The sequence below is a fragment of the Ruegeria atlantica genome (genome assembly GCF_001458195.1).
GTDB lineage: Bacteria > Pseudomonadota > Alphaproteobacteria > Rhodobacterales > Rhodobacteraceae > Ruegeria > Ruegeria atlantica.
In genome coordinates this window covers 91,275-112,522 of sequence record NZ_CYPU01000073.1, presented here as the reverse complement: position 1 = coordinate 112,522, position 21,248 = coordinate 91,275, and the positions used below count along the sequence as shown (strand labels likewise).

At 58.2% G+C, this 21,248-nt stretch carries 25 protein-coding genes; 2 read left to right on the top strand and 23 right to left on the bottom strand.

What is annotated here, in order from left to right:
* From RUA4292_RS22545 to RUA4292_RS22455, 20 genes are all read right to left on the bottom strand, one after another.
* Window positions 1-507 (bottom strand): DUF5333 domain-containing protein, encoded by a 507-nt coding sequence (locus tag RUA4292_RS22545; protein WP_158507081.1) that lies wholly within the window; start codon window positions 505-507, stop codon window positions 1-3.
* Window positions 504-893, bottom strand: coding sequence for a hypothetical protein (locus RUA4292_RS22540; protein WP_233493527.1), 390 nt, complete (start codon window positions 891-893; stop codon window positions 504-506). Before RUA4292_RS22540 ends, RUA4292_RS22545 begins: the two co-directional genes overlap by 4 nt.
* Window positions 893-1,309: an MAPEG family protein gene (locus tag RUA4292_RS22535; RefSeq protein ID WP_058279631.1), complete on the bottom strand. Its 417-nt coding sequence runs from the start codon at window positions 1,307-1,309 to the stop codon at window positions 893-895. Before RUA4292_RS22535 ends, RUA4292_RS22540 begins: the two co-directional genes overlap by 1 nt.
* Before the next feature lie 58 nt (window positions 1,310-1,367).
* Complete coding sequence (nuoF, locus tag RUA4292_RS22530; protein WP_058279630.1) at window positions 1,368-2,666, bottom strand: NADH-quinone oxidoreductase subunit NuoF; 1,299 nt, start codon at window positions 2,664-2,666, stop codon at window positions 1,368-1,370.
* A 12-nt stretch (window positions 2,667-2,678) separates the two neighbouring features.
* On the bottom strand, window positions 2,679-2,900 hold the full coding sequence (locus RUA4292_RS22525) for a DUF5337 domain-containing protein (protein ID WP_058274396.1): 222 nt from the start codon (window positions 2,898-2,900) through the stop codon (window positions 2,679-2,681).
* A 34-nt stretch (window positions 2,901-2,934) separates the two neighbouring features.
* Complete coding sequence (nuoE, locus tag RUA4292_RS22520) at window positions 2,935-4,041, bottom strand: NADH-quinone oxidoreductase subunit NuoE (protein ID WP_058279629.1); 1,107 nt, start codon at window positions 4,039-4,041, stop codon at window positions 2,935-2,937.
* A complete protein-coding gene (locus RUA4292_RS22515) occupies window positions 4,041-4,517 on the bottom strand; it encodes a hypothetical protein (protein ID WP_145975044.1) in 477 nt (158 codons plus the stop codon). Before RUA4292_RS22515 ends, nuoE begins: the two co-directional genes overlap by 1 nt.
* Window positions 4,514-5,737, bottom strand: coding sequence for an NADH-quinone oxidoreductase subunit D (locus RUA4292_RS22510; protein ID WP_199520034.1), 1,224 nt, complete (start codon window positions 5,735-5,737; stop codon window positions 4,514-4,516). Before RUA4292_RS22510 ends, RUA4292_RS22515 begins: the two co-directional genes overlap by 4 nt.
* Entirely contained in the window at window positions 5,737-5,868 is a 132-nt protein-coding gene (locus RUA4292_RS25510; protein ID WP_267885496.1) for a hypothetical protein, read from the bottom strand. The genes RUA4292_RS22510 and RUA4292_RS25510 overlap by 1 nt, the downstream gene beginning before the upstream one ends.
* A 1-nt stretch (window position 5,869) precedes the next feature.
* Window positions 5,870-6,043, bottom strand: coding sequence for a hypothetical protein (locus tag RUA4292_RS25040; protein WP_058274391.1), 174 nt, complete (start codon window positions 6,041-6,043; stop codon window positions 5,870-5,872).
* Window positions 6,043-6,648, bottom strand: coding sequence for an NADH-quinone oxidoreductase subunit C (locus RUA4292_RS22500; RefSeq protein WP_058274390.1), 606 nt, complete (start codon window positions 6,646-6,648; stop codon window positions 6,043-6,045). The genes RUA4292_RS25040 and RUA4292_RS22500 overlap by 1 nt, the downstream gene beginning before the upstream one ends.
* Before the next feature lie 11 nt (window positions 6,649-6,659).
* Window positions 6,660-7,193: a NuoB/complex I 20 kDa subunit family protein gene (locus RUA4292_RS22495; RefSeq protein ID WP_058279626.1), complete on the bottom strand. Its 534-nt coding sequence runs from the start codon at window positions 7,191-7,193 to the stop codon at window positions 6,660-6,662.
* Window positions 7,184-7,549: an NADH-quinone oxidoreductase subunit A gene (locus tag RUA4292_RS22490; RefSeq protein WP_058279625.1), complete on the bottom strand. Its 366-nt coding sequence runs from the start codon at window positions 7,547-7,549 to the stop codon at window positions 7,184-7,186. Before RUA4292_RS22490 ends, RUA4292_RS22495 begins: the two co-directional genes overlap by 10 nt.
* A 188-nt stretch (window positions 7,550-7,737) precedes the next feature.
* Window positions 7,738-8,526, bottom strand: coding sequence for a crotonase/enoyl-CoA hydratase family protein (locus RUA4292_RS22485; RefSeq protein WP_058279624.1), 789 nt, complete (start codon window positions 8,524-8,526; stop codon window positions 7,738-7,740).
* A gap of 9 nt (window positions 8,527-8,535) precedes the next feature.
* Window positions 8,536-9,390 (bottom strand): hydroxymethylglutaryl-CoA lyase, encoded by an 855-nt coding sequence (locus RUA4292_RS22480; RefSeq protein WP_058279623.1) that lies wholly within the window; start codon window positions 9,388-9,390, stop codon window positions 8,536-8,538.
* Window positions 9,391-9,456: 66 nt separating this feature from the next.
* Window positions 9,457-11,385, bottom strand: coding sequence for an acetyl/propionyl/methylcrotonyl-CoA carboxylase subunit alpha (locus RUA4292_RS22475; protein ID WP_058279622.1), 1,929 nt, complete (start codon window positions 11,383-11,385; stop codon window positions 9,457-9,459).
* 3 nt (window positions 11,386-11,388) lie between these two features.
* Entirely contained in the window at window positions 11,389-11,814 is a 426-nt protein-coding gene (locus tag RUA4292_RS22470; protein ID WP_058279621.1) for an ASCH domain-containing protein, read from the bottom strand.
* A gap of 1 nt (window position 11,815) precedes the next feature.
* A complete protein-coding gene (locus tag RUA4292_RS22465) occupies window positions 11,816-13,420 on the bottom strand; it encodes a carboxyl transferase domain-containing protein (RefSeq protein ID WP_058279620.1) in 1,605 nt (534 codons plus the stop codon).
* Window positions 13,417-14,217, bottom strand: coding sequence for a hypothetical protein (locus RUA4292_RS22460; protein ID WP_058279619.1), 801 nt, complete (start codon window positions 14,215-14,217; stop codon window positions 13,417-13,419). The genes RUA4292_RS22465 and RUA4292_RS22460 overlap by 4 nt, the downstream gene beginning before the upstream one ends.
* A complete protein-coding gene (locus RUA4292_RS22455) occupies window positions 14,207-15,670 on the bottom strand; it encodes an AMP-binding protein (RefSeq protein ID WP_082637231.1) in 1,464 nt (487 codons plus the stop codon). Before RUA4292_RS22455 ends, RUA4292_RS22460 begins: the two co-directional genes overlap by 11 nt.
* A 205-nt stretch (window positions 15,671-15,875) precedes the next feature.
* Between RUA4292_RS22455 and RUA4292_RS22450 the strand changes: the two genes are divergently transcribed.
* Complete coding sequence (locus RUA4292_RS22450) at window positions 15,876-16,481, top strand: OmpW/AlkL family protein (protein WP_058279617.1); 606 nt, start codon at window positions 15,876-15,878, stop codon at window positions 16,479-16,481.
* A 54-nt stretch (window positions 16,482-16,535) separates the two neighbouring features.
* Here RUA4292_RS22450 and RUA4292_RS22445 read toward each other — a convergent pair whose 3' ends face one another.
* The 3 genes from RUA4292_RS22445 to RUA4292_RS22435 all read right to left on the bottom strand — a co-directional run bounded on the left by RUA4292_RS22445 (window position 16,536) and on the right by RUA4292_RS22435 (window position 19,757).
* Window positions 16,536-17,699: an isovaleryl-CoA dehydrogenase gene (locus tag RUA4292_RS22445; RefSeq protein ID WP_058279616.1), complete on the bottom strand. Its 1,164-nt coding sequence runs from the start codon at window positions 17,697-17,699 to the stop codon at window positions 16,536-16,538.
* Between the two features lie 156 nt (window positions 17,700-17,855).
* Window positions 17,856-19,046 carry a DegT/DnrJ/EryC1/StrS family aminotransferase gene (locus RUA4292_RS22440; protein ID WP_058279615.1) on the bottom strand — a complete coding sequence of 397 codons (1,191 nt, stop codon included), beginning with the start codon at window positions 19,044-19,046 and terminating at the stop codon, window positions 17,856-17,858.
* Window positions 19,047-19,085: 39 nt separating this feature from the next.
* Window positions 19,086-19,757 carry an HAD-IA family hydrolase gene (locus RUA4292_RS22435; RefSeq protein WP_058279614.1) on the bottom strand — a complete coding sequence of 224 codons (672 nt, stop codon included), beginning with the start codon at window positions 19,755-19,757 and terminating at the stop codon, window positions 19,086-19,088.
* Window positions 19,758-19,890: 133 nt separating this feature from the next.
* On the opposite strand from RUA4292_RS22435, the gene glmU reads away from it, so the two are divergent.
* Window positions 19,891-21,246 carry a bifunctional UDP-N-acetylglucosamine diphosphorylase/glucosamine-1-phosphate N-acetyltransferase GlmU gene (gene glmU / locus RUA4292_RS22430; RefSeq protein WP_058279670.1) on the top strand — a complete coding sequence of 452 codons (1,356 nt, stop codon included), beginning with the start codon at window positions 19,891-19,893 and terminating at the stop codon, window positions 21,244-21,246.
* Window positions 21,247-21,248 lie beyond the last annotated feature (2 nt).

Sequence of the window (21,248 nt, the reverse complement as noted above, 5' to 3'; positions counted from 1 at the left end):
CTAGTTCGCCCTCAAATACACGCCAATGGCGCTGTTTCTTTCAATCTCTGACTGCCCCAGCGTGCAGAAAGATTTGGGATTGTCATAAGACACACCGTTCGCGGCCAGATACGTCTCGCCTATGGCACGCATCCGGTCCTTTTCGGCATCCGATTCCACGTAAGCGCGGATTTCGCCGTCCGAATACCCCAAACTGTTCGCTTTGGACTTGAGCCCCCACATCACGCCAATCGCCTTCAACCTGCGCCCGCTGATCGACGGGCAGTAATCCGAAATCTCGTTTGCGATAGCGATGTAATAGAGTTCGTCGTCAATCTCTTTGACTTCGCGCAAGGGCGGTTTGGCTTCGGCCGTGGCCGGGATAGCCAGAACAGACAACACAATAAGCAGTTTCACACCAGACATGACAAATCCTTTCGTCTTGGACAGGCCAAAACGATCCAGAACTGGCGCGCTATTCAATAACACGCCCTGCGTCACCCTCTGATATGCGAAAAACCGGTTCATGGTCGCTGGCAGGTTCCTGTAAAGGTCAATTTATTGTCGGTAATGCGCAAATTCTGCGGTTCGGTGTCGGGTCCGACTTTCCAGTTGATTTTAGAAGTCCCAAAGGCGTCGATACAGAATTTGGTTCCTTCGTGCCGCCCCGCTTCGCGCGCGCCATCCAAAGACGCGGACACGCCGTTCACCACAACCGTAAAATCCGTCGGAGCGTTCCTTTTGTCGACGGCCTTCGCTTTGGCCCGGAAGGCCTTGCCATCAAAGAGGATTCGGTCACTGGACGACGTGCCGCAGGCCGAGACAAAAACTGCGGCACCCAAAGCGGCGGTCAGTACCACACGTCCCATCCTGAATTTTGATCCAGTCAACGGATAAGTACCTTTCTTTTCCATTAGAACGCCGCCACCAATGCCATGAAGCCCATCACAACCATGCAGGCCCATCCGACAACGTAGGATACCGATCGAACGCCGCTGTGCGGTTGTCCAATACCACGCATGTGAATAACCAACATGACGATGCGCGCAATCAGAGCGACCGATGCCAAAAGGTTCACCCAGAACGGGCTAACCCCAAGCAACATGGCCGCGACCGTGACAGAGATATAGGCCGGCAACGTCTCGGTCCCGTTCAGATAAGCCCGGTTCAGGCGATACGCCTTGTCGGAATAGTCCTGTTCCGGCCTTGCCCCGGGGGCCAAGCCCTTGCCCTGTTTGGCCAGCGCGGAAAACGGCGCAAGCGCCAGAATGATCAACGTAAAGACCACGAGGGATGCGATTGCATGTGAATACTCAGCAAAAGATTCCATTAGTTCAACTCCCTGATCTCAACTTGGTTTGGGTTTGATCCGTTATCCCGCAACTTGATCACTCCGCCGCCATCGCGCCCATACGGCCCGATTTCTGGGCCTTGATACGGTCTTCAATCTCTTCGCGGAAGTTGCGGATCAGGCCCTGGATCGGCCAGGCGGCAGCATCGCCCAAAGCACAGATCGTGTGGCCTTCGACCTGCTTGGTCACGTCAAACAACATGTCGATCTCTTCCAGTTCGGCCTCACCCCGCACCAGGCGGTCCATCACGCGCATCATCCAGCCGGTGCCTTCGCGGCAAGGAGTACACTGACCACAGCTTTCATGTTTGTAGAACTTCGACAAACGCCAGATCGCTTTGATGATGTCCGTAGACTTGTCCATCACGATTACAGCCGCTGTCCCCAGGCCGGACCCCAGATCATTGCGCAAATGGTCGAAATCCATGATGGCGTCGCGCATGTCTTCACCGCGCACACAAGGCACCGAAGAACCACCGGGGATCACCGCCAGCAGGTTGTCCCAACCGCCACGAATGCCGCCGCAATGGGTTTCGATCAGTTGCTCAAACGGGATCGACATCGCCTCTTCGACAACACAGGGGTTGTTTACATGGCCCGAGATCGCAAACAGTTTGGTGCCCGCATTGTTCTGGCGGCCAAAGCCCGCGAACCAATCCGCACCACGGCGCAAGATTGTTGGCACAACGGCGATAGATTCCACGTTATTCACCGTGGTCGGGCAGCCATAGAGGCCCGCCCCCGCCGGGAACGGTGGTTTCATGCGCGGCATGCCCTTCTTGCCCTCAAGGCTTTCGATCAGGGCTGTTTCCTCACCGCAGATATACGCCCCGGCCCCGTGATGCAGAAACAGGTCGAAATCCCAACCCGAACCGGCGGCGTTTTTGCCCAGCAATCCGGCATCATAGGCCTCATCAATCGCGGCCTGCAGTGCCTCACGCTCGCGAATGTACTCACCACGCAGGTAGATATAACAGGTATGCGCATTCATCGCGAAAGACGCGATCAGGCAGCCTTCGATCAGCGTATGCGGATCGTGGCGCATAATCTCACGGTCTTTGCAGGTGCCGGGCTCGGATTCGTCCGCGTTCACCACCAGATATGCGGGGCGACCGTCACTTTCCTTGGGCATGAACGACCATTTCAGACCTGTTGGGAAACCCGCGCCGCCGCGACCGCGAAGCCCTGAGTCCTTCATCGTCTGGATGATCCAGTCACGCCCGTTTCCGATCAGGCCAGCTGTGCCGTCCCAATGCCCGCGGGCCTGCGCGCCCTTCAAAGTGCGCTCGTGCATCCCGTAGATATTGGTAAAGATCCTGTCCTGATCCTTCAGCATCGTGTCTTACCTTCAGCTGTCCTGACGCATGCGCCAGAGTTGAAAAATGTTCACGCCCGCATAGATGAACCCCGCCAGAGCGGCGAAATCAAACAGCAGCGCATAGCGCCCAGGCAATCCCAGTGCCGGGCCGATGAACAACGAAATGGCAAGCCACAACAGCATGGTCACCGCGATGACCACCCCGATATGTCGGCCCTTGCGGGCCATGGCCTGTTCTTTTTCTTTGTCCATCTCACCTTGATACCCCGAACGGGCACCATCCCATTCAGTCTTCGTAGGTGCCGTCTTCCTTGGCACGTTTTGCAAATTCGGTTTCTTTGCCTGTCGCCAGTTGGGCTGCTTGTTCGATCCAACCGTCCCGCTCGATCCGGCCCTTGAACCTCAGCCGCGCATCTACCCAGGCCACCTGTTCCTGCGTCCATGCAGCGATCTGGTCGAAGTGGAAAAAGCCAAGTTCGTTCAGCGTCTGTTCAAGCTTGGGCCCGACCCCTTTTAGCATCTTGAGGTCATCCGCGTTGTCATCCCGCGCGGCAGTCAGAGTTTCGGGCTGATCCTCTTTGATCTGGGCCTTCTTTGCCTCTTCCGCCTGCTTCACGGCGGATTTAGCGGGTGCCGGCGCCTTTGGTGGCTTTGGCGCGGCCTTGGTCGCCGCAGCCTTGCCGTCTTTGCCCAGCCATGGCGTCAGGATCGGAACCTCGGTCCCGTTGATGCGTTTGACCGTATCCCCAAGATCTTCGGCGAGTTCAACACTGGCATTGTACTGCGGTTTTCCGGCATCGTAGTCCGTGAGGCTGGTCAGACCGCTCAGCGGTTCTGCTGCGTATCTGCCATTCTGCGGACCCGGCGTTGGCACCTTGCCGGTGGCCAGATCGTCAATAATCTTGCTAAAACTGTCAGCAGTCAGATCTTCGTAATAGTCCTTGCCGATCTGAGCCATCGGTGCATTGGTGCAGGACCCGAGGCATTCCACCTCTTCCCAACTCAATTTGCCATCAACTGAAAGCTCATGCGGTTTGGCAGCGATCTTCTCCTTGCAAACCGCGATCAGGTCTTCGGCCCCACAGATCATGCAGGAGGTCGTTCCGCAGACCTGAATATGCGCGACAGTTCCTACCGGTTGCAGTTGGAACATGAAGTAGAACGACGCAACCTCGAGCACGCGGATATAGGCCATGCCCAACATGTCGGCGACGGATTCAATCGCGGGCCGGCTCAGCCAGCCTTCTTGTTCCTGCGCGCGCCAAAGCAGCGGGATAACCGCGCTGGCCTGACGGCCGTCAGGGTATTTGGTGATCTGTGCTGTGGCCCACTGCTGGTTGGCAGCAGTGAAGGCAAAGCTTTCAGGTTGTTCGGGGTGCAGACGGCGCAGCATTAGCAGGCATCTCCGATCGCGATAACATAGGGGTCTTCCTGATGCGCACAACCTTGATCGACAAGGCGGGCAATCAGATCGGGCGTTTCAGCCTGTGTAAAACCGGCGGGGCGCAATTTGATCTGAGCTTCTTCTTCGACCACGCGACACCCGTTCAGACGCACATAATCATAAAGCGCATCGGCACGGCCCGCCGTATCCTCTGGCGCAAGCCCATGCGCACCGCAGATCGCCGGAGCAATTTCGAATGTCGGGCCATCCAGCCCAGCCACCCCCTGTTCAGCCCAGGAATTTGTCACAGCGCTGACATCTTCGGGTCGCAAATCATGGGCAGATAAGGCTTCTTCGGCGCGCGATACATCCAGCCGGCAGCCGTTTTCGCGCATCACCTCAAGCACTTTTGCCGTCGGATGGGTCGAGGCGGCCTGCAACGGTGTGGCGGCTGCAAGCGCCAGGATCAAAGCAAGGGGTCTCACCGGTCAATCTCTCCGAACACGACGTCCATCGTCCCGATGATCGCGGCGACGTCGGCCAGTTGGTGACCCCCGGCGATATGGTCCATGGCTTGCAGATGCAGGAAACCCGGCGCGCGCAGCTTGGCGCGGTAGGGTTTGTTAGTGCCGTCGGCGACCAGATAGACGCCGAACTCACCCTTTGGGGCTTCGACGGCGGCATAAACCTCACCTGCGGGAACATGGAAACCTTCGGTGTAAAGCTTGAAGTGATGAATCAGGCTTTCCATTGAGGTTTTCATGTCCGAGCGTTTCGGCGGGGTGATCTTGCCGCGTGCCAGAACGTCACCGGGGCAGTCACGGATTTTGACAATGGCCTGCTGGATGATCGACAGCGATTGACGCATCTCTTCCATACGCACCAGATAGCGGTCATAGCAGTCGCCGTTTTTGCCGACGGGGATCTGGAATTCGAACTCGTCATAGCACTCATAGGGCTGCGCACGTCGCAGGTCCCATGCCAGCCCCGATCCGCGCACCATCACGCCCGAGAAACCATATTTCTGAATATCTTCCTCGGTCACGACACCGATATCGGCGTTGCGCTGCTTGAAGATGCGGTTTTCAGTCAACAGGCCGTCGATATCGTTCAGAACAGAGGGGAACTCATGGCTCCACGTCTCGATATCGTCCAGCAATTCTGGCGGCAAGTCCTGATGGACACCGCCGGGGCGAAAATAGGCCGCGTGCAGGCGGGCACCGCAGGCACGTTCGTAGAAAACCATCAGCTTTTCGCGCTCTTCAAAACCCCACAACGGCGGGGTCAGCGCGCCGACGTCCATCGCTTGCGTGGTCACGTTCAGCAGGTGGTTCAGGATGCGCCCGATCTCGGAATATAGAACCCGGATCAGCGAACCCCGGCGCGGCACTTCGACACCGGTCAGCTTTTCGATGGCCAGACACCAAGCATGTTCCTGGTTCATCGGCGCCACATAGTCCAGACGGTCGAAATACGGCAGGTTTTGCAGATACGTCCGGCTTTCCATCAGTTTTTCGGTGCCACGGTGCAGCAGGCCGATATGCGGGTCACAACGCTCGACAATCTCGCCGTCCAGCTCAAGCACTAGACGCAGAACTCCATGCGCCGCAGGGTGTTGCGGGCCGAAGTTGATGTTGAAATTGCGGATCTTCTGTTCACCGCTCAGCGCGTCCGTGCTGCCATCATCGTATCTTGAGCCGTCCATCAACGCCCCCGTTTCTTTTTAGCATCAGCCCGAACCCGGACCTTTTCCGCCTCGGCAGCCTTGGCCGCAGCCCCTGCCAGCAGGACCCCCAGCGCACCCAAAGCGATCAGTTCCCCCAGCAGCATCAGCATCTTATCGGCGCTCCAACTCTTGTAGTTTAAGCCCGACCCACCACAGCAACGCGATCGTGCCGAATGGAACCAGACAAAGAAGGCACCAGAATTTATTGATCCCGAAAAACGGCAATATCTTCACCATCGGGATGATGGTCAGCGCAGACAGGATCAGCCACCAAATGCCACCCATTATTCGGCCTCCTGCTTTTCATCACCCGGCAGTATGTAATTCGCGCCCTCCCACGGGGACATGAAATCGAACTGACGGTATTCCTGGACTAGCGACACCGGCTCATACACAACGCGCTTTTGGGCCTCGTCATATCGGACTTCGGTGTATCCTGTGGTTGGGAAATCCTTGCGCAGCGGATAGCCACGGAATCCATAGTCGGTCAGGATGCGCCGCAGATCCGGGTGGCCTGAGAACAAGATGCCGAACATGTCGAACACTTCGCGCTCAAACCAATTGGCCGAGGGATGCACATCCACGATCGAAGGCACCATGTCCTCTTCGCGGATCGAGACCCGCAGGCGGATACGCTGGTTCTGATACATCGACAGGAAGTGATAAACCACGTCAAAACGCTTGGCCCGTTCCGGGTAGTCGACGCCGGTGATATCGACGAGCGTGGAGAACTGGCAGCCGCGGTCGGACTTCAGGAATTCAATGAATTCCACAACGTTCGACAGCGCCACATCTACGTTCAACTCACCATGGGTCACGTCCCAGGACAGAACACAATCAGTTCGCTTCAACTCCAGCTGGGTGCCGAGTTCTTTGAGTGCTTCGCTCATCAACTCTCTCCTCAGCGCACGATGGTGCCGGTACGGCGGATTTTGCGTTGCAACTGCATCAGACCGTACAGCAGCGCCTCAGCGGTCGGGGGGCAGCCGGGGACGTAGATGTCCACTGGAACAATACGGTCGCAGCCACGCACAACTGAATATGAGTAGTGGTAGTAGCCGCCACCATTGGCGCAGGAGCCCATTGAGATTACATAGCGCGGCTCGGGCATCTGGTCATAAACTTTGCGCAGAGCGGGGGCCATCTTGTTGGTCAGGGTGCCAGCCACGATCATCACGTCCGACTGACGGGGGGAAGCACGGGGTGCGATGCCAAACCGTTCCGCATCGTAACGCGGCATCGAGGTGTGCATCATCTCAACCGCGCAGCAGGCCAGACCGAAAGTCATCCAGTGCAGCGAGCCGGTGCGAGCCCAGTTGATGATGTCCTCGGTCGAGGTCAGCAGAAACCCTTTGTCCTGCAGCTCGGCATTTAGGGCCTGGGTGGCGACTTTTTTGTCGACGCCGGCGGTGTTTGCACCCGTCATCACTCCCATTCCAGGGCCCCCTTCTTCCATTCATAGGCAAAGCCGATGGTCAGAACGCCCAGGAACACGATCATGGACCAGAAGCCAACATCGCTGATGTCCTTGAAGCCGACAGCCCAGGGGAACAGAAACGCGATTTCCAAGTCGAATATGATGAAGAGAATCGCGACCAGATAGAACCGGACATCAAACTTCATCCGCGCATCATCGAACGCGTTGAAACCACATTCATATGCGCTGACTTTCTCGGGGTCGGGATTGCGGACCGCCAGAACGACTGCCGCCAGAATCAAAACGATTCCAAGGCCCACAGCTACGGCCAGAAACACCAGAATCGGGAGATAATCCCGCAATAGGTCTTCCACGTACAGCTCCTTTCCTGCGCATACCCTGAAAGGGAGCGCCGTCAATTGGCGTGTTGACTGGACATTCTCTATCCCTGCGGGGTCAGAGGGTCAACCGAACACAAACGCACAGGGGGTTAATATTCGACTTATCGAAGCTCTGTCCCAGAAGGTCACCCACACAATCGCGGCCACATCACAAGTGGCGCCTAAACCTTACTAATCCATGCAGGTTTTCTTTTTTCAAAGAATGCGCCGATTCCCTCCTTGGCCTCTTCGGTTTCCCACCTGTCAACCAGCTCGCGGATCGTGTGGTCGATCACGGCATCGTCAATGCGCGGCCCCAGCTGGCGAACCAATTGCTTGGCCGATGCCACCGCGCCGGGTGCACAGGTAAGATAGGGCAGGACTTCGGACTCAACCGCATCATTCAGGTCGGCAGCGGGCACAATTCTGGCCAGCAGGCCCAGCTTTACAGCTTCTGCGGCTTCGAAGACCCGGGCCGACATGAACACGCGCCGCGCGCGGGCTTCGCCCATGCGGGCGATGACATAGGGGCCAATCGTGGCCGGGATCAGCCCCAGCTTGGTCTCTGTCAGCCCCATTTTGACCGTTTCCACTCCGATCGTTACGTCACAAACCGACGCCAATCCCACACCGCCGCCAAAGGCATTGCCGTGGATCGCGCCGATTAGCGGTTTGGGCAACGTGTTCAGCGCCTGCAACATTTCGGCCAGCTTACGCGCCTCGACAAACCGGGTCTCGGATTCTGCCGCCATCTGAGATTGCATCCACCCAAGATCACCGCCAGCACAAAAGCTTTTGCCCGCACCGGTCAGTACAACAACACGCACGGCGTCGTCGGTTCCAAGCTGGTGCGCGGCTTGCGTAAGATCGGTGATCATCTGGGCCGACATGGCGTTGTGCTTGTCGGCACGGTTCAGGGTCAGAGTGGCCACACCGCGCGCGTCCGTGGTCACCGCAATCGTTTCAAACATGTCCGCTCCTTACTGGGATCGCATGGCGCGCGCCATCTGCGCGGCCTCTTCAATGACCGCAAGGTCGAGGCCGGTCTGATATCCAAGCCGCTCCAAATGAGCCACAACAGCTTCGGTGGCGACGTTTCCGGCGGCGCCCGGCGCGTAAGGACACCCGCCCAAACCGCCAACGGCGCTGTCGAAAACCCGAACGCCCAGCGCCAGCGCAGCGTCGATATTGTCGATGGCCCGCTCGTTGGTGTCGTGGAAATGCCCCGCCAGCCGCGTCATCGGAACGCGTTCGCGCACGGCCAGCAACATATGGGCGATAGTGTCGGGCGTGCCCTGCCCGATCGTATCCCCCAGCGATACTTCGTAACATCCCAACGAGAACAGCCGGTCCGCAACTTCAGCCACTTTCTCGGGCGGTGTTGGTCCGTCATAGGGGCAATCAGTCACGCAGGACACATACCCACGTACTGGCAGGTCGATGTGGCGCGCAGCTTCAAGAATCGGGGCAAAGCGGTCGATGGATTCTTCAATAGTCGCGTTGATATTGGCTTTTGAAAACCCTTCCGAAGCCGAAGCGAATACCGCGATCTCATCCGCCTTTGCGGCCAAAGCGTCTTCGTATCCCTGCATGTTCGGTGTCAGCGCTCCATACCGGACGCCGTCGGCCCGTTTGATCCCGGCCAACACGTCCGCGCTGCCCGCCATTTGCGGCACCCATTTGGGCGAGACAAAACTGGCCACTTCGATGCGGTTAAAACCGGCCTTGCTCAGGCAATCGACCAGCGCCACTTTTTCCGCCACGGCAATTTCGCGCTTTTCGTTTTGCAGACCGTCGCGCGGACCTACTTCGAAGATTTCGACCCGTTCACCCATTGCTGTGTCCTTCTCTGATTGCCGCATTCGATCCGACTGTGCCACGTTGTTCGAGAAGGGGACAGTTCATTCCTCCTCCAGCCGGACCAACGCGGCCCCAGCCTCGACCTGCGCCCCGGCATCAGCCAGCACTTCGGCAACGATGCCGTCACGGGCAGCCTGCAGGGAATGTTCCATTTTCATGGCTTCAAGGATTGCCAGCCGGTCGCCTTCTTGCACGGCTTGACCCACCTGCGCAAAGACAGCTTTGACCAGACCCGGCATCGGGGCCTCAATCACATTGGTGTCGCCAGCGGCACCGGCGTCGCGGTCCAATGGATCAACAATTTTCAGGACTTGACCATAGTTTTCAAAGACTGTGATCTGCGAACCCGAGACAGACACGCGCGGCATAGGGGCTCCGTCGATCATCCAACCGCCCGGACCGCGCTGGGCAAGGATCGTTTGCTCTCGGACCTGCCAGACCTGACGGTTCTGACCTTCTACCTGAACGTCCAGATCAATACCATCACCTGCCCGCAACTGGACCGCGCGATGCAGTGGGGCCCACAGCGAAAACCCTGTTTCCTCATCTGTATCCACCAGATCCAAAGCCGTCATCGCGGCCGCGACGATCGAAGACGCCGGGATCGGCTCTGCACGGGCCAGCGCGTCCAGATCGCGACCAATCAGGCCAGTATCAACATCACCGACGGCAAAGCCCGGATGCCGCGTCAGTGCGCCCAGAAAGCAAAGGTTCGTGACTGTCCCCGCAACCTCAGTGCCTTTTAGGGCGCGGTGCAACTGTTCCAATGCGACAGCGCGTGTGGGGCCGTGCACGATCACCTTCGCGATCATCGGATCATACCAGGGGCTGATCGTATCACCCGCACGCACGCCGCTATCTGCGCGGCATGCCGCCGGGAAGCGCAGATGGGTCAGTGTACCGGTCGCCGGCAGAAAGCCCTTTGGCACGTCCTCGGCATAAAGCCGCGCTTCGAAGGAATGGCCTGAGATCGACAGGTCACTCTGCTGCTTCGGCAGGCTCTCGCCCGCCGCAACACGCAACTGCCATTCGACAAGGTCGACGCCGGTGATCGCCTCGGTCACCGGATGCTCCACCTGCAGGCGGGTGTTCATCTCCATGAACCAGAAACGGTCCGGACGCAGCCCGCCCGAGGCATCCACGATGAATTCAACCGTCCCCGCGCCTTTGTAACCGATGGCCTCGGCGGCACGTACGCCCGCCTGCCCCATCGCCTCGCGCATCTCAACAGTCATGCCGGGGGCCGGCGCTTCTTCAATCACTTTCTGGTGCCGCCGTTGCAGCGAGCAGTCGCGTTCAAACAGATGCACCGCATGGGTGCCGTCGCCAAACACCTGAACCTCGATATGGCGGGGCTTGGAGACGAATTTCTCGACCAGAACAGCATCATTGCCAAATGCGGTGCGGGCCTCACCCCGGGCGCTGTCCAATGCCTCGGTAAAATCTGCGGGCCGCTCGACCAGCCGCATGCCTTTGCCACCGCCACCCGCGACGGCCTTGATCAGGACCGGATAGCCAATCGTGTCGGCCGCACCCGCCAGATGCTCGGGGTCCTGATTGTCGCCGTGATACCCCGGAACAACCGGCACGCCCGCCTGCTCCATCAATACCTTGGCCGCGTCTTTGAGACCCATCTTGCGGATCGCATTCGCCGAAGGGCCAATGAAGGTCAGGCCAGCCGCCTCGACCGCATCCACGAAATCGGGGTTTTCCGAGAGAAATCCATAACCCGGATGGATCGCCTGCGCCCCGGTATCGAGCGCGGCTTGAATGATCACGTCGCCCTTGAGATAGCTCTCGGCCGGCGCCGCACCACCAATATGAACAGCTTCGTCCGCCATCTGCACATGCCTGGCCGACGCATCAGCATCAGAAAACACAGCCACGCAAGTTACACCCATTTTCTGAGCGGTTTCCATCACCCGACAAGCAATCTCGCCCCGGTTGGCAATCAGGATTTTTTTGAACATAGTTTAGCCCTTATCCACCAGGTCTTCGATCAGGCGGAACCGTTCGCAAAGCAATTCCATCTCCGGATCAAACCCGCCGTTACGCTCAAAGTAACGCCGGTGATCCTCGCGCCACCCGTCTAACGTTTCGTTTTCACATTCGGCCAAGGCGAAGTCTTCGGTCATGTCACAATAGCGGCAGATCGAAACCTCGACCGTCTCAATCACCAATGCGGGACGATCATCCCATTCAAGGGCAATATCGCGCCGCCCAACAACCGGGGTATCAAGGCTACCTTCGGGATAATCGCGCAGAGCGCCGCAGGTTGCCGTTTTTTGCCCTGCCCGAACCAGCGCTAAAAGCTCGGCACTCATGATTGCACTGTCGCCGAATTTGAACGTCTGTGCATCGGGGTAACGCGCTTTTATTTTTTCCAGGTCGGTGCTCATCTTACATCCTGAACACGCCAAAGCGTGTCTCCTCAATCGGCGCATTCAGTGCCGCGTTCAACGACAAGGACAGCACGTCCCGGCTTTTGCGCGGGTCGATAATTCCGTCGTCCCACAGCCGCGCTGAGGCATAGAGCGGATGGGATTGTTCTTCGAACATCTCCAGCGTGGGGCGCTTGAAGCCGGCCTCTTCTTCCGCCGACCAAGTTCCGCCTTGGCGTTCAATCCCGTCCCGCTTGACGGTAGCCAGAACACCCGCCGCCTGCTCTCCACCCATCACGGAAATGCGCGAGTTCGGCCATGTCCATAGGAACCTCGGTTGGTAAGCCCGGCCCGACATGCCGTAGTTCCCCGCTCCGAACGAGCCACCCACCAGCATGGTGATTTTCGGCACATTGGTTGTGGCCACCGCTGTCACCATCTTGGCCCCATGCCGCGCGATGCCTTCGTTTTCGTATTTGCGGCCAACCATGAAGCCGGTGATGTTCTGCAGGAACACCAATGGAATTTTGCGCTGCGAACACAGCTCGACAAAATGCGCGCCCTTCTGTGCAGCCTCGGAAAACAGCACGCCGTTATTGGCGATGATCCCGACCGGGCAGCCTTTGACATGAGCGAACCCGGTCACCAGCGTTTCACCAAAGCGCGGCTTGAATTCGTCAAAGCGCGAGCCATCGACCAATCGCGCGATCACCTCTCGGATGTCATAAGGTGTGCGCAGTTCGGTAGGGACGACGCCCAGAATTTCTTCGGGGTCATAGGCCGGATCCTCGGGGTTGGCCCAATCCACCGTCTGTGGCTTGCGCCGGTTCAGCGATCCGACAGCCCGCCGCGCCAAAGCCAGTGCGTGGGCGTCATCCTCGGCCAGATAATCAGCCACCCCGGACAGGCGCGTATGGACATCTCCGCCCCCCAGATCTTCGGCGCTGACCACCTCACCGGTCGCGGCCTTGACCAAAGGTGGTCCGGCGAGAAAGATGGTGCCCTGTTCCCTGACGATGATCGTTACATCCGACATCGCGGGCACGTAGGCCCCGCCAGCCGTACACGACCCCATCACTACAGCGATTTGCGGGATGCCCTTCGCGCTCATCCGCGCTTGGTTATAGAAGATGCGGCCAAAGTGATCCCGATCGGGAAACACCTCATCCTGATTGGGCAGGTTCGCGCCGCCACTGTCGACCAGATAAATACACGGCAGTTGGTTTTCTTCGGCTATCTCCTGCGCGCGTAAGTGCTTCTTGACTGACATCGGATAATAGGTGCCGCCCTTCACGGTGGCATCGTTGCACACCACCATGACCTCTTGTCCCTGCACCCGGCCGATACCCGCAATCACACCGGCGCTGGGGGCCGCGTTATTATACATGTCATGCGCTGCGGTCGCGCCGATTTCCAAAAACGGAGAGCCCGGATCGAGCAAGTTCGCCACCCTACGACGCGGCAGCATCTTGCCCCGCGATTCATGTCGCGCGCGGGATTTCTCGCCTCCGCCCATGCGTGCGACGTCGGCGGCGTCGGCGATTTGCGCCAACGCGTCGAGATGAGCCGCGCGGTTTTGTTGAAAACCTTGAGACGAAGGCAGAGCAGCAGATTGCAGCTTCATTCAGAATACTCTCTTATCAAGTCGCGAAATGGATTCTCACCCGAGTAAAGCTCTTGCAGCAGCGCCCCATAGCCTCGGGAGACGTTTTGAGGGCAGACAGCGTTCAGCTTTTCGATCTCCGGATCTTCGGCAATCACATCAGCGCCCATCAGCGGGTAAACCAGAAAATAGTCGAATGGCATCATCTCGGCAGCGCGTTCAATCGAAGCCTGCGCACTTTCCTGATCGCCGCGACACAAATAGGCAAGCGCAAGGGTATCAAACGCACTTTCAAGCCCCTCAAAGTCGCTCTCGACTTCGTATTGATGTACCGCAAGGTTAAGCCGCCCGATCACCTGCGCGTCAAAAAATGCATCGTCTGCGCGTGCCTCTGGCAGGAACATCGAGACATATGCCAGATTTTCGTCATGCCACCCGTCTGTCTGCATCACGGTGCTGAACACATCTTTGAGCAACCGGATTTCCGGTTCGTATTTCAACGTATTTTCTGAAAGCGCGACCGCGTCCAAATACCTGTCGTAGAATGCAATTTTGCGTTTATTATCACTTTCAAGGACGGTAATTCGGTCGCTGATCAGCTTAAGTTCTTCGATGGCCTCGTCGGGATAGCCGTAGTAGGCTAGAAGGTCCGCCAGTTGCAGCTGTTCGAGTATGATAACCTTATCCTCGACCGCCTTTTCGATCGTATCCTGCATCCAGTTTTCGAAATATGACTTACCGGCCCAAGCAGCGCCAATGACGGCAATTGCCGTCGCGCTGAATTCAATTCCCGTTCTGATACTGGACTTATCCGCCATGATTCCCCTCCTCAGACGCGCGACGCTTCAACTCCTTACGAATTACTTTTCCGGTCACGGTCAAAGGCAACTCTTGCACAAAAGCCACTTCACGAGGGTAAGAATAATGCGCCAGGCGGTCCTTGACCCACTCCTGCAACTCTCGTTCCTCAGCCTCAGCATTCGGTTTCAACACCACATATGCCTTGACGATCTCGGTCCGCAGCTTGTCAGGTTTGCCTACCACACCGACCGTCGCTACCGCCGGGTGGGTCAGCAGGCAATCCTCGATCTCTGCCGGGCCGATACGATAACCGGACGAAGTGATGACATCATCGTCGCGCCCTACGAAACGCAGGTATTCACCCTCCCACACACCGCGGTCGCCGGTAATCAGCCAGTCGCCACGGAATTTCTCATCCGTCGCTTCGGGCCGGTTCCAATACTCCAACAGTATTGAGGCCGAGCCTCGCCGGATGGCCACGTCACCCTCATCAATGGTCGGGTTGCCGTCCTCGTCGATCACCGCAATTTCGTGCCCCGGGACCGGTTTGCCTATGCAGCCGGGCCGCACCGGGAAGTCATCTGAACAGGAAGAGACAACCATGTTGCATTCGGTCTGCCCGTAGAATTCGTTGATCGTTAGACCGAACGCCTCCTGCCCCCAGGCTAACATCTCGGCCCCCAGCGGCTCACCCCCGGACGCGACTGATCGTAGCCCGGGAAGTGCCTGATCCGCCGCCTTGAGCATTCGAAGTGCCGTTGGGGGAAAGAACACGTTTCGCACACCACCGCGCGCAATCACATCGGCGCAGGCATCGGGGGTGAACTTGTCCAGCCGGGCCGCTACAACCGGAACGCCCAGCGCGAGACCAGGCATCAACACATCGAACAGCCCACCGATCCAGGCCCAATCGGCCGGTGTCCAGAGGCAGTCACCTTCGCGCAGGTTGTTATGGCTGATCGAAACCCCCGGCAGGTGGCCGGTCAGCACCCGGTGGCCATGCAACGCACCTTTCGGACTGCCCGTGGTGCCGGATGTATAGATCAACACCGCCGGATCCTCTGGCCCGGTGTCGGCAAAAGGAACTACGCCCCCGTCTTCACCAATCTGGTCCGCCATGAGCGGTTCTGCCAAGTCGCCTAACAGCGTCGCGCCGTCCGGGTCGGTCAGCACAACCTGCGCTCCGGCGTCGCCCACCCGAGACCGCAGGGCATCTTGCTTGAATAGTTTGAACAACGGCACAGAGATCGCGCCGATTTTCCAGATCGCCAGATGCGCCGCCGCACACCACGGTGACTGGCTGAGCAACACGCCCACGCGATCCCCCGGCTGCACTTTCTTCGACAGCGCACGCGCGATCCCGTCTGTCATTTCAGCAAGCTGCCCGTAGGTGACGCGACGCTCGTCGATTCCTGTCAAGTCAATCACGGCGACCTGATCCGGTGCGTGCTCAAGACACTGGCGCGCCATGTTCAGACGAGATGGCACGTCCCAGCCCCCCGCTGAACGCAAACCCGGTATGCGATTAGCTTCTGGCACGCTGCAATTCCCCTATTTTCAAGGGCCTTACCGGAGAAGCCTCCGATGACCCTCTCACACAGATTTGATGCAGATCAGAGTGCGCGGACCGCGCGGCTGTCAATTCAATCTCATCAACTGAACCAAAGGCAAGACCATGACCAACAAACTCGCCGCTTTGACACTTTCCACCGCGCTGGTGGCGCTTGCCGCCCCCGCCTTTGCCCAATCGCAGGGTGATTGGACCGTCGGTGTCGGTGTCGGTTACCTCAACCCCAAGTCCGACAATGGCACGCTGGCCGGACAAAAGGCCGAGATCGACTCGGACACCCGCCCGATCTTCACTGCCGAGTATTTCATCCGTGACAATCTTGGCATCGAACTGCTGGCCGCGACACCGTTCAAGCACACCGTAACCCTGGGCGGAAGCACCGAGGCTGGCACCGTCAAGCACCTGCCGCCCACCCTGTCGCTTAACTATCACTTCCCGACCAACAGCGCATGGAAGCCCTATGTCGGTGCCGGTCTGAACTACACCATCTTCTTCGACGAGCAGTCCGCACTGGGTGACCTGAAGGTTGATGACTCTTTCGGCGTCTCGCTGCAGGCCGGTCTGGACTACATGGTCTCGGAAAATGGCGCTGTCCGTCTGAACGTACGCTGGTTCGACATTGACACGGACGTCAAGCTGAACGGAACCAAGATCGGCAAAGCCGATATCGATCCCTTCCTTGTCGGCGTATCCTACGTTCATAAGTTCTGATCCCTACAAGGAAAGCGCTTCGCAGTTCCCTCGTCTGCGAAGCGTTTTCTTCTCTCAGCGCATCTCGTTCATCAGTTCCCGCCCGATCAGCATCCGGCGGATTTCGCTGGTGCCCGCGCCAATCTCCATCAGCTTGGCATCGCGGAAAATCCGGCTGACTGCCGAGTCAGACAGGAACCCTGCCCCACCCATCGCCTGAACAGCCTGATGCGCCTGCGACATGCCCTGTTCTGAAGCATAAAGACAGCACGCAGCCGCATCCTGACGGGTTACATCCCCCCGGTCACAAGCCTTGGCGACCTCATAGACATACGCCCGTGCGGAATTCATCGCGGTGTACATATCGGCGATCTTGCCCTGCATCAGTTGGAAGCTGCCGATCGGTTTGCCGAACTGCTTACGCTCTGCCAGATAAGGCATGATCTCATCCAGACAGGCCGCCATGATGCCGGTTCCAATTCCGGCCAGAACCACACGTTCGTAATCCAGCCCGGACATCAGAACCGCCACGCCCTTACCTTCTTCGCCCAAAACGTTTTCGAACGGCACCTCGACATCTTCAAAGATCAGCTCGGCCGTGTTCGAACCGCGCATCCCCAACTTGTCGAAATGGGGCGAGGTCGAGAAGCCCTTCATCTCCTTCTCAATCAGAAACGCGGTGATGCCCTTCGATCCAGCCTCCGGGTTGGTCTTGGCATATACGACCAGCGTATCCGCGTCCGGCCCGTTGGTGATCCAGTATTTGTTGCCGTTCAGCCGGTAGTGATCATTGCGTTTTTCAGCACGCAACTTCATCGACACAACATCAGATCCGGCGGAAGCCTCGGACATGGCCAACGCACCAACATGTTCGCCCGAGATCAGGCGCGGCAAGTATTTCGCCTTTTGCTCGTCACTACCGTTCAGCTTGATCTGATTGACGCACAGGTTCGAATGCGCGCCATAAGACAGAGAGACCGAGGCCGATGCCCGCGCAACCTCTTCCACAGCTACAGTGTGGGCCAAATAGGACATCCCTGCCCCACCGTATTCCTCGGACACAGTGATGCCGAGCAAACCCAGATCGCCCATCTCTTTCCAAAGCTCGTTTGGAAATGCGTTCGAGGCATCGATGTCACCCGCCATCGGCTTGACCCGCTCCTGCGCCCACCGGTGTACCATTTCACGCAGGGCATTCACGTCCTCGCCCAGATCAAATTGCATGGCCGCCGTGAACATAAGCGATCTCCTCTTTCGCATTAATGAACAGTTGTTCAATAAATAGCAGCGAATCTGAATTGGGTCAACGACGGCATCCCAAAAACAAACCGCCGCCCTGATCGGGGCGGCGGTTTCATACAAATAAAGCGTGCGCGTCACGCGCACTCGATTGGATTACGACTGATACACTGCGCTCACCTCTGCCCGAATGATCCGTGCGATCAGCGCGCAATCATCAAGCGAAAAGGTCAAGGGAACGCGCATGTCGACGATCCCGGCAAGAATTCGATCACTTTTTGGCATCGGCGCGCTGTCGGCATATCGCCAGCTGTCATAGCGCGACGTAAAGCCGCTCGGCTCGGCCCCGCCGAACCACTTAAGCTCGACCCCGCGGGCCGCGCACCGCTGGATAACCTCGTTTACCCGCTCTGCCGACCAATCGAGCAACAGGAACTGGATCGAGGAACCGACAAACGTCTCGGCTCCTGGCCGATCTACAACGCTCAAACCCGGCGTATCGCGCAGGCCTTTTTCGATTTCGAAATAGCGTTCGTTCCAGCGTTCGATCTGCCGATCCAGATCGCGCAATTGCGGGCGCAGGATTGCGGCCCGCAGATTATCCATTCGCCCCGAGACATTGGGGGTATGATACTTGATCCGCTCAAACACCTCTGCCCCTGGTGCCGCAAGGTGGCGTTCGTACAGCATGTAGGACCCCGACAGCATCGTTGCCTTTGCGGCCAGTTCCTCGTCGTCGGTGATAAGCAAGCCGCCCTCGCCCGAATTGACGTGTTTGTAGGTCTGGCAGGAATAGCAGCCAATCGCGCCTTGCCGGCCCGAAACCTGCCCACGCCACGCAGCGCCCATTGTGTGGGCGCAATCCTCGATCACCGTCACACGTGCGGCATCGCACATCTGCATCAGCCGATCCATGTCACACAGATGGCCACGCATATGGCTCAGCATCAAAACGCGGGCCTGATCCAGCTTGGTTTCGAGATCGTCCAGATCAATCGTAAGGTCTTCGGTCACACCGACAAAAACGGGGCGCGCACTGACCGAAGCAATAGATCCGGGCACAGGTGCCAGAGTAAACGTGTTCGTCAGCACCGGGTCCCGCGGGTTGACCCCCACGGCCCGCAGTGCCGTTGCCATCGCATAGCCGCCCGAGGACACGGCCAGACAGTATTTGGCACCTGTCTGGGCGGCAAATTCCTGTTCCAGCAGGGCGGTTTCGCCCAATTCGCCAGGTACGACGTTATAACGATGCAGACGCCCGTGGCGCAGTACGGCCAGCGCGGCCTCAACGGCCTCTTCGGGGATGGGTTCCTGCTGGGTGAAACTGCCAGTGAATATCTCGGTCATAAGAGTGTTCTGGTCCTGCAAAACGTTCGGGTCAAGGGATTACGCGGCCACGCCAATCAACTCTGCAACCAATTCTGGCAAATCATGGAAATGGTGCAGCAAAGCTTCGGGTTCCAGCGCGGCCATATCATCGCCGGACGGGCCGAAGGTAACCAATACCGACGGCACACCCGCGGCACGGGCCGTGTTTCGGTCAGTGTCGGAATCGCCAATCAGAACACATAAATCAGGATGACCACCCGCCCGGCGCGCAGCCTCACGCAGCGGTTCCGGATCAGGCTTGCGCACCGACAGCGTGTCTGCACCAACTAAAGAGGCAAACAGGTCACGCACTCCCATCTGCGTGAGCAACTGATGGGCCAAGGCTTCAGGCTTATTGGTACAGATGCCAACCCCGTAACCTGCGGACTTCAACAATCCCACTGCGTCCAGCGCGCCAGGGTAGAAATGGGTATGCGTGTCGATATCGTCGGAATACGCTTCAAGCAGCATCGGGTAGTAGTCTTGAACCGTTGCATCGTCATAAGCGCCCACCCGTTTCAACCCATGGGTCAGCATCATTCGGCCACCGCGCAACGCAACGCCTGCATCTTCGCCGTGAACCAACACATCCCCATGCCCCATATGCCGAAAACAGTGGTTGGCGGCGGCCAGCAAATCGCCCGATGTATCGGCCAAGGTCCCGTCCAGATCGAAGATAACCGTACGCATTTTGCCCCCTAATTCGGCGAGACTTCGCCATAAGTGTTGCAAACGGCAATCTTGTTTGATGCCCGAACCGCTTGCGCCTTTGAACTCAGCGGATAAAACGGGCCGCAACAAAACACAAAGAGAAATCGTTTTTATGACAATCGCCCTTGTTATCCTTGCCGCCGGAAAAGGCACCAGGATGAATTCGGATACCCCAAAAGTTTTGCACCCGATTGCCCAAACGCCGATGTTGGTGCACGCGATGCGCGCCGGTGCGGTGCTGTCACCCGAACGAACCGTTATTGTCACTGGTCACGGCTCTGAGGAGGTTGCTAAAGCCGCCACTTCCGAGGATGAAGCCGCGCAGATTGTCGTTCAGGAAGAACAGCTTGGAACAGCGCATGCAGTTGCGCAGGCGCGGGATGCACTTGCCGATTTCGATGGCGATGTGATCGTCCTTTACGGCGACACGCCCTTTATCGACCCCAGAACACTGGAGCGTATGATTGAGGCGCGCGCATCCTTTGATCTGGTCATGCTGGGCTTTGATATTGCCGAAGTTCAGCCCCGCTATGGCCGATTGATCATGGATGGCGAAAAACTGGTCGAAATCGTTGAATACAAAGACGCAACCGAAGAACAGCGCGCCATTCGCTTTACCAACAGTGGATTACTGGCCTGCAACGCAAAAGTACTGTTCGAACTGATTGACGCGGTCGGCAACGATAACGCCTCGGGTGAATACTACCTGACCGAAATCGTGGTACTAGCAAATGCGCGCGGTCTGTCAGCGACAGCGATCAAATGCGACGAGGCTGAAACGCTGGGCGTGGACTCTCGGGCCGATCTGGCGGCGGCTGATGCCGAGTTTCAGGCCCGTGCGCGTAACGAGTTACTGGCTTTGGGCGTGACGCTGATGGCCCCCGAAACGGTTTATCTGTCCGCTGACACGATCGTAGGCCGAGACACGGTGATCGAACCCAACGTCGTCTTCGGCCCCGGCGTTACCGTCGAAAGCGGCGCGACGATCCGTGCATTCTCACATCTGGAAGGCTGCCATGTTAGCCGCGGTGCCATCGTCGGCCCCTACGCACGCCTGCGCCCAGGTACAGAACTGGCCGAAAACACCCGTATCGGCAATTTCGTTGAGACAAAGAATGCCCAGATCGCTGAAGGCGCTAAGGTCAACCACCTCAGCTATGTCGGCGACGCCTCGGTTGGAGCGTCGACCAATATCGGCGCGGGTACGATCACCTGTAACTATGACGGCGTGATGAAGCACCAGACGACCATCGGAGAGAACGTCTTTATCGGCTCCAACACTATGCTAGTTGCCCCCGTTTCTGTTGGTGACGGCGCGATGACCGCAACAGGTACAGTCGTCACGCGGGATGTAGAACCCGACGCGCTGGCCGTGGCACGTGCCAAGCAGGACAACAAGCCCGGCTATGCGCGCAAATTGTTTGAGATGTTGAAGGCGAAGAAGGCTCGCCGCAACAAGGGAGCCTGAGT